Annotated in this window: 10 protein-coding genes; 4 read left to right on the forward strand and 6 right to left on the reverse strand. The window is 65.2% G+C overall.

Features of this window, described 5'->3' with window-relative positions:
- Window positions 1-61: 61 nt before the first annotated feature.
- Entirely contained in the window at window positions 62-667 is a 606-nt protein-coding gene (locus H6P80_RS08255; RefSeq protein ID WP_185800810.1) for an anthranilate synthase component II, read from the reverse strand.
- A 59-nt stretch (window positions 668-726) separates the two neighbouring features.
- Entirely contained in the window at window positions 727-1,686 is a 960-nt protein-coding gene (pip, locus tag H6P80_RS08260; RefSeq protein WP_185800811.1) for a prolyl aminopeptidase, read from the reverse strand.
- 196 nt (window positions 1,687-1,882) lie between these two features.
- On the opposite strand from pip, the gene H6P80_RS08265 reads away from it, so the two are divergent.
- On the forward strand, window positions 1,883-3,955 hold the full coding sequence (locus H6P80_RS08265; protein WP_185800812.1) for a M13 family metallopeptidase: 2,073 nt from the start codon (window positions 1,883-1,885) through the stop codon (window positions 3,953-3,955).
- A gap of 57 nt (window positions 3,956-4,012) precedes the next feature.
- Here the strand turns inward: H6P80_RS08265 and H6P80_RS16505 are convergent, their stop codons facing one another.
- Window positions 4,013-5,113 carry an alpha/beta hydrolase gene (locus tag H6P80_RS16505; protein WP_185800813.1) on the reverse strand — a complete coding sequence of 367 codons (1,101 nt, stop codon included), beginning with the start codon at window positions 5,111-5,113 and terminating at the stop codon, window positions 4,013-4,015.
- Window positions 5,114-5,220: 107 nt separating this feature from the next.
- On the opposite strand from H6P80_RS16505, the gene H6P80_RS08275 reads away from it, so the two are divergent.
- Window positions 5,221-6,408 (forward strand): FAD-binding domain, encoded by a 1,188-nt coding sequence (locus H6P80_RS08275; protein ID WP_185800814.1) that lies wholly within the window; start codon window positions 5,221-5,223, stop codon window positions 6,406-6,408.
- Window positions 6,409-6,414: 6 nt separating this feature from the next.
- Here H6P80_RS08275 and H6P80_RS08280 read toward each other — a convergent pair whose 3' ends face one another.
- From H6P80_RS08280 to H6P80_RS08290, 3 genes are all read right to left on the reverse strand, one after another.
- Entirely contained in the window at window positions 6,415-7,704 is a 1,290-nt protein-coding gene (locus tag H6P80_RS08280) for a S41 family peptidase (protein ID WP_185800815.1), read from the reverse strand.
- Window positions 7,705-7,802: 98 nt separating this feature from the next.
- Window positions 7,803-9,320 (reverse strand): anthranilate synthase component I, encoded by a 1,518-nt coding sequence (gene trpE / locus H6P80_RS08285; protein WP_185800816.1) that lies wholly within the window; start codon window positions 9,318-9,320, stop codon window positions 7,803-7,805.
- 15 nt (window positions 9,321-9,335) lie between these two features.
- On the reverse strand, window positions 9,336-11,279 hold the full coding sequence (locus tag H6P80_RS08290; RefSeq protein WP_185800817.1) for a peptidyl-prolyl cis-trans isomerase: 1,944 nt from the start codon (window positions 11,277-11,279) through the stop codon (window positions 9,336-9,338).
- Window positions 11,280-11,440: 161 nt separating this feature from the next.
- Between H6P80_RS08290 and tpiA the strand changes: the two genes are divergently transcribed.
- On the forward strand, window positions 11,441-12,190 hold the full coding sequence (gene tpiA / locus H6P80_RS08295) for a triose-phosphate isomerase (protein WP_185800818.1): 750 nt from the start codon (window positions 11,441-11,443) through the stop codon (window positions 12,188-12,190).
- 86 nt (window positions 12,191-12,276) lie between these two features.
- Complete coding sequence (secG, locus tag H6P80_RS08300; protein WP_185801026.1) at window positions 12,277-12,684, forward strand: preprotein translocase subunit SecG; 408 nt, start codon at window positions 12,277-12,279, stop codon at window positions 12,682-12,684.
- Window positions 12,685-12,741 lie beyond the last annotated feature (57 nt).

A 12,741-nucleotide genomic window follows, 5' to 3' on the forward strand; every position in this document is an offset into this window, starting at 1 on the left:
GGCGCGGGGTCAAAGCATGGGGGGGCGCGAAAGGCCAGCCACTTTTGCTCTCGGGCCGATATCAGGCGATCTCTTTCACCTTCATCCCGGCAAGCTCCATGAAATTGGCGAGCAGGGCGTGGCCATGCTCGGTGGCGATGCTTTCGGGGTGGAACTGGACTCCGTGGATCGGCAGGCTTTCGTGGCGGAAGCCCATGACGGTCCCGTCCGGCCCGCGCGCGTTGATGACCAACGCCTCGGGCAGGCCTTCTTCGGGCACGATCAGCGAATGATAACGGGTGGCCGTGAAGGGCGAGGGGAGGCCTGCGAAGACGCCCGTTCCGTCATGTTCGACCGGCGATGTCTTGCCGTGCATCAGCCCGCCGCGCACGACCTTGCCGCCGAAATGCTGGCCGATCGACTGATGGCCGAGGCACACGCCGAGTAGTGGCCTTCTCGCTTCCGCGCAGGCGGCGACGAGATCGAGGCTGACCCCGGCCTCGTTGGGCGTGCACGGCCCTGGCGAGATCAGGAAGGCGCCGGCGCCGGAGGACAGCGCCTGTCCGGCCGAAATCGCATCGTTGCGCACGACATCGACCTCCGCCCCCAGCTCGCGCAGATAATGGACGAGATTCCAGGTGAAGCTGTCATAATTGTCGATGACCAAAATGGTGTCGTTCGCGCTCATCGGGAGCGGCCTTCGCTTATAAAAGGCGAGCGATCAAGCATGTTGAACACCCGGCCGATTCAGCTGGTCTTGCCGGCAAAGCGGTCGGTGGCGCGCACAAGGCCGTCGGTAATGCCCGGTTCGGTGAACAGGTGGCCGCCATCGGCAACGATCTGCAGGTCGACCTCGGGCCATACCTTTTTCAGCGCATGGGCCGCCGCGGGCGGGGTGCAGCAATCGTGGCGGCCCTGTACGATAACGCCCGGGATGCCCTTGAGCCGATCGGCATTGGCGAGCAGCTGGCCTTCTTCGAGGAAACAGCCATGGCGGAAATAATGATTCTCGATCCGGGCAATGGCGATCGCGTGATTGTCCTCGGTGAATTCCGCGAGCATTTCCGGATCGGGCAGCAGGGTCACCGTCATGCCCTCCCAGGTGCTCCACGCCTTGGCAGCGGCGAGCTGGATATCCGGATCTTCGCCGGTCAGGCGCTTATGATAGGCTTCGACCAGATCGCCGCGCTCATTTTCGGGAATGAGGCTGACAAAATCCTCCCAGGCTTCGGGATAGAGCTCACTCGCGCCATAATGCATCAGCCAGTCATATTCGGTCTGTCGTGACAGGAAGATGCCACGCAACACCAGTTCGCTCACCCGTTCGGGATGTGTCTGCGCATAGGACAGCGCCAGGGTCGAGCCCCAGCTGCCGCCGAAGACCTGCCATTTTTCGTGCCCGCACATCGCGCGCAGTTTCTCGATATCGGAAACGATATCCCAGGTCGTGTTGTTGTCGAGGCTGGCGAAGGGCGTCGACCGGCCACAGCCGCGCTGGTCGAAAAGCAGGATGTCGTAGAGTTCCGGATCGAACTGCCGGCGCTGATCGTCGCTGCAGCCGGACCCCGGTCCGCCATGCAGGAACACGACCGGTTTCGCGCCCTTGGTTCCGCACCGTTCCCAGTAGAGGACATGGCCATCGCCGACATCGAGCGTACCCGTTTCGAACGGTTCGATCGGCGGGTATAATGTGCGCGCATAGTCCATCGCTTGATCTTTCTCTTCGGGCGAAGTTCGTGGGCGCCTGCCTATCCTTTGGCGCGGGCCGGGCCAAGGCCTGTCGTTCGCCGACCTTGCCGGGCGGCTTGCAGAAATCGGCTGTTTTAAGGTAGCAAGGCACCGATATCGATCACAGTGCTAAATCTGCGGGATAGACCCGTTTCCGACTTCCAGGAGTTAAGCAATGACCACCCGAAAATACGCGCTTGCAGCGGCTTCGCTGCTCGCGATCGCCATTTCCAGCCCGGCGCTTGCCGATCATCATGAAGAAGCGGCGCCCGCCGCCACCGCGGCGAGCGGCCAGGCCGAAATCGGCAGCTGGGGCATCGATCTCGACGCGCGCGACCTTTCGGTCGATCCCGGCGATGATTTCAACCGCTATGCCAATGGCCACTGGATCGACACCACCGAAATGCCCTCGGACCGTTCGCGCTACGGCTCGTTCGACATGCTGCGCGAACGCGCCGAAGTGCAGGTCCACGAGATTCTCGAGGAACTCGTCGCCGATCCGGCTTCGGGCGGTGAACTGGGGCAGATGGTCGCCGATTTCTACGGCGCCTGGATGGACACCGACGCGATCGAGGCGCGCGGCACTGCGCCGCTCCAGCCCTATCTCGCCCGCATCGACGCGATCGAGGATACCGGCGACCTGCTCGGGATATTCGGTACGGTGGGCTATGCCTCGCCGGTCGGCGTCGGCACGCTGGAGGATCCGGCCGATCCCACGCGCTATATTGCCTTTGCCAGCCAGGATGGGCTCGGCATGCCGAACCGCGACTATTATCTGAACGAAGGCGAGGAATATGAAGGATTCCGCACCGCCTATCGCGCCTATATCGTCCAGCTGTTCGATCTTGCCGGTATCGAGGGTGGCGCCGACCGCGCCGACCGGATCATCGCGCTCGAAACGCAGATGGCAGAAACCCAGTGGGAGCCCGCCCGCCAGCGCGACATCCAGCAGATCTACAATCCGATGAACCGCGAACAGCTGGCCGAGCTGGCGCCGCAATTCGAGTGGACGACCTGGCTCGAAGGCATCGGCCTAGGTAGCGTCGACACCGTGGTCGCCGCCGAAACCACGGCGATCACCGCCGCCGGCGAATTGATCGAAAGCGTGCCGCTGGATACCTGGAAGGACTATCTGACCTTCCACTTCATCAGCGACAACGCCGCCTATCTGCCTGCCGCATTCGACGAGGCCCGCTTCAACTTTTTCGGCCGCACTCTGCGCGACACGCCCGACCAGCGCGATCGCTGGAAGCGCGGCGTGGAGCTTGTCGACGACAATATCGGCGAGGCGATCGGCCAGATTTACGTCGACCGCCACTATCCGCCCGAATCGCAGCGCCAGATGACCGAGCTGATCGCGAACCTGCGCGCCGCGCTGCAGGAGCGGATCGAGAATAGCGACTGGATGGACGAAGCCACCCGGGCAGAGGCAGTCGCCAAGCTCACCGCCTTCGAACCGCGGATCGGCCACCCGGTGGAATGGATCGACTATTCGGACCTCGAAATCCGCCGCGACGATCTGCTGGGCAATGTCCAGCGCGCCCAGCAGCACGCGTTCAACCTCGCGCTCCAGCGCCTGCCGCATCCGGTGGACCGGGAGCTGTGGGGCATGAACCCGCAGACGGTGAACGCCTATTACAACCCGCTCCTGAACCAGATCACCTTTCCCGCGGCGATCCTGCAGCCGCCCTTCTTCGATCCCAATGCCGATCCGGCGGTCAATTACGGCGCCATCGGCGGCGTGATCGGCCATGAAATCGGCCATGGCTTCGACGATCAGGGCCGGCAGTTCGACGGCACGGGCCGCATCCGCGACTGGTGGACCGAGGAGACCGCGGCCGAGTTCGAGGCGCGCACCGCCCGCTTCGGCGCGCAATATGACGCGTTCGAGCCGATCCCCGGGCTGCACGTGAATGGCGAGCTGACGATGGGCGAGAATATCGGCGATCTCGGCGGCCTCGAAATGGCGTACTCCGCCTATCGCCGCTACGTCGCCGAACATGGCGAACCGCCGGTGATCGACGGGCTGACCGGCGACCAGCGCTTCTTCCTGAGCTGGGCACAGGTATGGCGCGGGCTGATCCGCGAGAACGCCCTGCGCGAACGCATCCTCACCGATCCGCACAGCCCGCAGGAATTCCGCGCCAACGGCCCGGTCCGCAATATCGATGCCTGGTATGAAGCCTTCGGCGTCGAGCCCGGCGATGCGATGTACATCCCGCCCGAAGAGCGCGTGCGCATCTGGTAGGCTGGCGGAAGTCCGCAAGCAGAGCCCCTGGCCGGAAACGGCCGGGGGCTTTTTCGTTCAGGCGGTGCCGTCGCCGCCCGAAAAACGCGCGAGCCAGCCGAACAGATCGCGTTCGAAGTCCGGCAGGAAACGGTTCTCGCGCATCAGTGCATGGCCGACCCCGGGATAGACGCGCCAATCGGGCCGCTGGCCTTCCGGAAGTGCCTCGAGCCGCCTCACGCTCTCGGTGACGGGCACGTTATCGCTTTCATCCTCTTCGCCGAGCGCGAGGAAGAAGGGTCCGTGCCATTCTTCCCATTGTTCGAGCATGTTGTAATCGCCGTTGGCGGCCCAGAAACCCGGCTGGCGGCGCTTGGCGCGGGCGGTGAAGGCGGAGGTGAGCAGGCCCTGGAGAAATCCCGGCGCGCCTTCGCGCACGCCGTTGCCGACCTCCAAGCGAAGCTGTTCCGCCATGTCTGTCGCCGCTGCGCTCAGCGCGACGGCGAAATCGGCTTCGGCGATCCGCGCCGCTTCGGGGGCGATGGTGCCGCCCTGGCTCACGCCGACAAAGCCATAAGCGGGAAGATCCGGCGCCTCTTCGCGCAACATTCCCAGCCAGCGCTTGCCGTCCTGCGCGAGCAGCGAGAAGGGGGCGTTGCGCCAATCCCCGCCCGATCGGCCCGATCCGCGCTTGTCGGGAAGGATCACGACATGGCCGGCGCGCGCCAGATGATCGGCGAGCAGGGCGTACCATCCGTTGGACCGGTCCGAATCGCCCGAGCCGTGGAGGATCACGATGCCGGTTCCCGAAATCTCCTCGGGTTCGAATATCCATGCTTCGAGGATTTCAGGATCGCCGATGGACAGGGTGCGGACCCGGTAAGGCTGGGTGCCGGAGCGGACGAGCGGGCCGTCGGCAAGCTCCGCGGCGCCGATATGTTCGGCCGCTTCCCAGCGATCGAGGTTGAAACGATAGAAGTCGCGATCCAGCGCAGGCAGCACGAGCCGATGCTGCGCCCCGTCGGCGCTGGTATAGACGCCGCTGCGTTCGTCGATGGGTTCGGGGGTGGTGTCGATCGCGGCGCGCAGGTCGGGCGGACCGGGATTGAAGAAAACCCATCCGCCGATCGCCGAAGCGACGAACAGGAACAGCAGCAGCCCGGTTCCGAATGTCTTCACCTGTTTCCTCCGCTTCCCTTACTGTATTATTCTTATAATACACATAGGCGGATTGCAACGCTTTTCCGCGACTGGCGGCTCGGCGTGCGGATCGTTAGAACGGCGCGATGGATATTCTGATCAGCGGCGCGGGCATAGCCGGCCCGGCAACGGCTTGGTGGCTGGCCGAACACGGCTTTGCGCCGACGGTGGTCGAGGAGGCTCCGGCGCCGCGTTCGGGCGGATATGTCATCGATTTCTGGGGCAAGGGATACGACATTGCCGAGAAGATGGGGCTGATGCCCGATCTTCTCGAAGCCGGATACCAGGTCGGCGAAGTGCGGATGGTCGGCGACGACGGGCGCCGCAGGGGCGGTTTCAAGACCGAGATTTTCGACCGCGCGACCGGCGGCCGTTTCGTCAGCCTGCCGCGCGGCGAATTGTCGCTGGCGCTCAACCGGGCGGTGGAGGGCAGGGCGGAGATGCTGTTCGGGGACCGGATCGCCACGCAGATCGACGATGGCGACGCCGTGAACGTGACCTTCAAGAGCGGCGCGGAACGCCGTTTCGATCTCGTCATCGGTGCAGAGGGTATCCGTTCGCAAACCCGCAAGCGCGTTTTCGGCCCGCACGAGCGTTTCGAGATCTATCTCGATTACAAGTTTGCCGCCTATATCGTCGATGGCTACGAGCCGCGCGCGCCGGACGCTTATATCATGCACAGCGAGCCCGGCATGCAGGCCGCGCGCTTCGCCCTGCGCGACGGATCGACGCTGATCCTGCTGATCTGGTGGGAGCCGGCATCGAACGCGATCCCGCATGGCGAGGTGATCCAGAAGGCGCTGCTGCGCAACACGTTCGGCAAGATGCGTTGGGAAGTGCCGGCGATGCTGGACGCGCTCGACGGCTGCCGCGATCTCTACATGGACACGGTCAGCCAGGTGCGGATGGAGCGCTGGTCCGGGGGCCGCACGGCGCTGGTCGGCGACGCGGCCTTCGCGCCGTCCTTCCTCGCCGGGCAGGGCTCGGCGCTGGCGATAATCGGCGGCTATGTGTTGGCCGGAGAATTGGGGCGCGAGCTGGGCCGGGCCGGCGGAAACCATGAGGCGGCGTTCGCGCGATACGAGGCGCTGCTCCAGCCTTTCCTTGCCGAAAAGCAGAAAGCCGCGCGCCGCTTCGCCGGGGCGTTCGCGCCGAAGACGCAGCTGGGAATCACCTTCCGCAACTGGGTGACGAAAGCGATGGGGCTGCCCTTCGTGGCGGACATGGCGCTGGGGCAAGGGCTGACCGATCAGGTGGAGTTGCCGGACTATTGAGCCGCGCTATTCGCGTTCCTGCCGGCGAAGGTCGCCGCTCGCGAAATGGGTTTCGAGCGCCAAGACGGCCCCGTCTTCGCGCACGAACCGATAGCGTATCAACGGATTGGCTCTTTCGAAAAACAGATCGCCGGATACCCGGCCAAGGCGTTTGACCGGCCGCCGGCCCTGGTGCAGCAGCAATCCATCGTCCGCCGCTTCGATGCGATAGGGCCCGTAGCTTCCCGCGAGCGCTGCCAGATCGGCACTGTTCTCCGCGCTTTCGTCGGCTTCCAGCGCCGCGCGGGACCAGGCGATATCGTTGCGATAGGCGGCATCGACGCGGCTCGCGAGCGCATCGAGCGCGAGTATCTGCGCGTGCCGCAGGGCATCTTCCGCAGGCACTTCCACATCGGGCACGACTCCGCTGCCTTCCCAGTTGCCGCCGGTGATCGGGTTTACCGGAGAGCCGTTCGAAACGAACACGGTGAAACCCTCGCCGACATCGATCGTGCCGCCGGGGTTGGCGCCGCCCGCCGTCGCCTCGCCGACGACAACGGCGCGATCCGCCGCCTGCAGCGTATAAGGCAGCGCCTCGGCTGCCGAACCGGTACGCGCGCTGGTGACGATGTAGAGCGGCGTTTCGAGCCGCGGGGCCGCGTAATAGACGCCCGGGGCTTCGCTCGCGCTGCCGCCGCGATACTGGAATTCATTGTAGATGGGCGCGCCCGCCGGTGTGAAGGCGCTGACCAGATAGCCGACCATCGCCGGGGATCCCCCGCCATTGGTCCGGAGGTCGATGATGACGGCGTCGCTCGCTGCGATGAGCGCCAATGCGGCATCGGCCGCGCGTTTTGCCGGATCGGCCGGGTCGTCGAAATCGATATCCGCAAAATTGGTCATCTCGATATAGCCGATATTGCCCGGCAGGATGGAGACGGTCGCAAAGCCATAGCCGGCCCGGCGTATCTGATCGCCAAAGCCATAGAGTGAGCGGCCTGCCGGATTTTCGCTCGCCTCTTCTTCGCTGTCCCCGGCTTCGGCGGGCGAGGCCCAGGTGACGCGGAAATGGCCGTCAAAGGGCTCGATGATCGCGGTGAGCGCGGATGCCAGCGAAAGCGGGTTCTCGATGCCGTCGAGCGCGCCGCTTTGCGCGCGGCGTCTTACCGTATCGGCAATTTCCACCGCCCGGTTTTCGTCGAAATAATTGCCTTCGATCGCCTCGGCGACGGTGTTGGCGATCGCGCGGGGCTCGGCGGCCTGAGCGGCGAGCGGCAGCACTGCAAGCGCAAGCGCGGACAAACAGAATCTGAGCATCGATTTCTCCCCTATTCGGGGATCGGGCTATGGCGAGGCGACCCGCTCGGCAATATATTTCCGACGAATGTCGTAGTGAGAGGGGTGAACGTCAGGCGTTACTGCCCGAATCCCGGTTCGTCCGCGCGCTCGATGGCGTCCTTGGCCGCGGCAAAGAGCGCCCCGGCCTTGTGCTCGCATTCGCGCTGTTCGTATTCGGGATCGCTGTCGGCGACGATGCCGGCACCGGCCTGGACGTGCATGACATCGTCTTTGACGACGGCGGTCCTCAGCACGATGCAGCTGTCCATGCCGCCATCGGGCGAGAAATAGCCGACGCCGCCGGCATAGGCGCCGCGCGTTTCGGGTTCGAGTTCGGCGATGATCTCGCAGGCGCGGACCTTGGGCGCGCCGGAAACCGTGCCCGCCGGGAAGCCCGCGAACAGGGCGTCGAGCGCGTCGTGATCGGGCGAGAGCTTGCCGACGACGTTCGAAACGATGTGCATGACATGGCTGTACATTTCGACGCCATAGCTGTCGGTGACGGTGACGCTGCCTGCTTCGGCCACCCGGCCGACATCGTTGCGCCCCAAGTCGAGCAGCATCAGATGCTCGGCGCGTTCCTTGGGATCGGCGAGCAGGCTTTCGCGGTTGGCGGCGTCCTCGCTTGCGGTCTTGCCGCGCGGGCGGGTGCCGGCGATCGGCCGGATCGTGACTTCGCCGTCGCGCGCGCGGACGAGGATTTCGGGGCTCGATCCGATCAGCGCAAAGCCCGGCAGGTCCAGATAATAGAGGAAAGGCGAGGGGTTGATCCGCCTGAGCGAGCGGTAAAGGTCGATCGGCGGCAGCGGGAAGGGCTGGGTGAAGCGCTGGGCCAGCACCACCTGGAAGATGTCCCCGGCATGGATATAGTCCTTCGCGCGGGCGACCATCGCCTCATACTGTCCCTCGGCCATGGTCGGGCTGGGCGCGATGTCCGGCAGTTCGGGCGGCTTGCGGTGGCGCGGCAGATAGGGCGCATTGAGCCGCGCGGCGGCGGTTTCGATGCATTCCACGGCCTTGTCCACAGCCTTTTCCGCCGCATCCTCCCCATCGTCGGCATCGGTGCCCCAGATCGGCGCGACCAGATGCAGCGTGTCTTCCAGCCGGTCGAAGATCAGGATCAGGGTCGGCCGCACGAACAGCATGTCCGGCACGTGCAGGGGATTGTCGGCGGGACGCGGAAGCGTTTCGATCAGGCCGATCGTCTCATAGCCGAAATAGCCGACCAGGCAGGCGAGCGAGCGCGGCAGGCCTTCGGGCAGGTCCATCCGGCATTCGGCGACGAGATCGCGCAGCGCATCGGGGCTTTTTTCGTCGACCGGTTCGAAGGCTGCGGCGTCGGCGAGCCAGTGGCGGTTGATCTCGGCCTGCTCGCCTTGCGCGCGGAAGACGAGATCGGGCGCCAGGCCGACATAGGTGTGGCGGCCGCGAACATTGCCGCCCTCCACCGATTCCAGGATGAAATCGCCGCGCCCCGGCTCGATGAGCTTCAGCGCGGCGCCGATCGGCGTATCGAGATCGGCGAGCTGCTGCCGCCAGATCAGCGCCGGGCGGCCGGCCTCCAGCGCCGCGATGGCCTCGGCGCGCCCGCTCATGTCGAAAAACCCATCCTAATTGGCGCGGCCGGTCCGCAGCCGTTCGGCGAGCGCGGCGATCGCCTCTTCGTTGCGCGTCACCGGATAGTCGACGAGCACGGCGTTGATGAACTGTTCGGAATATTCCTCACCGGTCACGCCTTCGAACTGTTCGGCCGTTCGGCGCACCATTTCGGGCGTCACGCGGTCCTCGTCGCTCTCGATCGCTTCGAGCACCACGACATACCAGCCCTGGTCCAGCGGCAGCCGGATGAGCTTGGCCGTGTTTTCGGCCATGCGGAACATCAGGCGCACCGGTTCGGGGATATTGGCGTCGGGCCGCGATACCGCCTGCCGGGTGGCCCGGGCGGGCAGGGGGCGCGGCAGGTCGATCTCGACCTCCTGCATCGCTTCGGCCAGCGACTGGCCCGCATTGACGCGGGCGACGATGCCGTCGGCGATCTCGCGGGCCCGGCGGGCCTGGCGGTCCAGCAGGAAATCGCGGGTCACGGCCGGCTGGATGCTGGCGAGCGCGCGCGGTGCGCGGGAGGCTACGCGGGTCACCTGGACGAGGGCGTAGCGCTGATTCTCCTCGAGCTGCACGAGTTCGGGATCGTCGCCTTCGCCCAGCGTGAAGGCAAGCTGCAGGATCGGCTGGAGATCGGCGGTAGGGCGGTACCCGGGCTGGTCGGGCGCGAGGCCGGCCGATGTCAGCAGCGGCGTCGACTGGATGGTAAGGTCCTTGGCTTCGATGACTTCCTCGAACGAGGCGCCGTCCTCGATCGCGCTCTCGATTTCCTCATAATAGGCGCCGAGCGCGGCCACCGTCGCCTCTTCGCGCAGGGTCGCGACGATCTCGGGGCGCACATTGCCGAGCGGCGTTGCGCCGCGGGTGACGATGTCGGAAACGCGGATAACGTGCCAACCGAGGCCGGACCGCATTGGCTGGAGGAGCGCACCTTCATTGGCACGAAAGGCGGCAGCGGCAATGTCCTGCGATGTCGTACGCTGGAAGGCGTCCTGCGTCTGCCCGCTGACATTGAGCGATCCCGCCGCAAAGCCCCGCTGCGCCGCCTGCGCCGCAAAATCTGCGCCGCCATTTACCGCCTGGTAAAAGGCCCGGGCATCGGCCTCGTCCGCGAGGATGATCTGCTGGAACGAGCGGGTTTCACTGCCCGCATAGCGTTCGTCATTGTCTTCGTAATAGGCGCGTATATCCTCTTCGCTCGGTGCCGGGATGTCGATACTGGTCCGCGTGAAGACTGCATAGCGCACGGCCCGTCGGTCGGGCAGCGTATAGCGATCGATATTGTCCTGATAGAAGGCGTTGATCTCGGCCGCGGTCGGCGGGTTGCCTTCCGGTATCGCGCTCGAGGGAATGGCGGCGACCTGGCCGCTACGTTCTTCCGGCAGCAGGCTCGCATAAGGCCGCGCGACGGTCAGCGTGACGTGCGGCGATGCGCCGAGCGGGCCCATCAGCACGCGGAGCAGGGCCTGCCGCGCCAGATCTTCGCGGACCTCGGCTTCGCTCAGCCCTTGCGCCGCAATCACCTGGCGGAAGCTCGGCTCGTCGAATTCGCCGGTCAGCCCCTGAAAGGCCGGGATATCCCGGATCGCGGCGTTGACGAGATCGTCGCTGACAAGGATGCCGTGATCGTTCGCGAACATGCGCAGGGCTTCGCTGCGGACATATTGGTCGATCACGTCGTTGAGCGCACCGGAATCGATGAAGTCGCCCATATTCGCATTGGGTTGCTCGGTCCGCGCATTGTCGAGCGCGCGTTGAGCCATCAGGGCGACGCGATCCTCGTCGACATCGGTGCCGTTGACGCTGGCCACGGTCGTGCCGCCGCCCGAGAACATACCGCCCGGCGCGCTGATATCGGCAAGACCGAAGGCGAGGGCGATCAGCGCGACGAACAGCATCGCAATGACGACGCCGAGCTTCGTATTGAACAGTCTGCGGAAAAAAGTGATCATGGAGTAAGCGCTCTCGCCTGGCTTCTTCGAAAACAGCCCGTGCTTTAGGGGTGTGCGCGCGCGGCTTCAAGCGTGGAAGCGCGATTTGGCAGGGCGTGCGGGCGCCGCTATCAGGCGGAGTCTGAACAGGCTTCAACAGCGACAGCGAGGCGATTTCGCACATGACAAGACGCAAATTCGTGGCCGGCAATTGGAAGATGAACGGCCATCTGGATCATCTGCGCGAACTTCACGGTATCGAAAAGGCCGCCAAGGCCCATCCGCAGGTCGATGTCGCGATCTGCACGCCGGCGACGCTGATCGCGCCGGCTGTCCAGCGCACGCCGGACCTGATGATCGGCGCACAGGATTGTCATGCGGAGGATCGCGGCGCGCACACCGGTTGCCTGTCTGCCCCGATGCTGATCGAAGCCGGCGCAAAATGCGTGATCGTCGGCCATAGCGAGCGCCGCGACGAACAGTGCGAGACCGACCGGCTGATCCGCGGCAAGGCCGAGGCTGTCCACCGGCATGGCCTGACCGCAATCGTCTGTGTCGGGGAGACCGAGGACGAGCGCGACGCGGGCAGGGCGGAAGACGTGGTGATGGCGCAGGTCGGGCGCTCCGTGCCGCGGCATGCCGCCGGCGACTGGCTGGTCGTCGCCTATGAACCGATCTGGGCGATCGGCACCGGGCGCATTCCGACGCTCGACGACGTCGCCGCCATGCACGCGACGATCCGCAAAGAGCTGGCCGATATGATCGGCGATGCAGCCGGGGGCATTCGCATTCTTTATGGCGGATCGATGAACGGCGACAATGCGGCGGACTTGCTGGCTATAGACAATGTCGATGGCGGTCTGGTCGGCGGGGCAAGCCTTAGCCATGACAAGTTCGTGCCGATCATCGAGGCCGCGGCAGCGCTCGCTTGAACCTTGCGCCCGAAACGCCTATCTCGCGCGGCGAAGAGACTTGGGGCGGATAATCCGCCGCCGACATTTCTAGAGACCAGATCATGATTTTCACCTTCCTGCTCGTCGTTCAAGTGGTCGTCGCTTTCGTGCTTGTGACCCTGATTCTCATGCAGCGCTCGGAAGGCGGTGGCCTGGGCGTTGGCGGATCGTCGTCCGGCCTGATGACGGCGCGCGGGCAAGCCGATTTCCTGACGCGGGCAACCGGGCTCACCGCGGCCGCTTTTGTCGGGCTGAGCATCCTGCTCGCCGGTCTCGCCACGCAGCGCCAGCATGGATCCGCTTTCGAAAGCGATCTTGCGCCGGTCACCCAGTCCGAAGCGCCGGCAACGGCCCCCGCGGCGCCTGCCAATGGTGCGGCTTCGCCCGTGGACAACGATATCCTCGGCAGCATCGCCGGCCAGTCGGAAGCCAGCGACACGGCCGCCCCGGCAGAGGATGGCGCGGCAGAATAAACCGCGGTTCCGGCGCTTACTCACAAATTATTCGTAAGCTGCGGATTCGGCATCTTG

Source organism: Parasphingopyxis marina, assembly GCF_014237875.1.
GTDB classification, from domain to species: domain Bacteria; phylum Pseudomonadota; class Alphaproteobacteria; order Sphingomonadales; family Sphingomonadaceae; genus Parasphingopyxis; species Parasphingopyxis marina.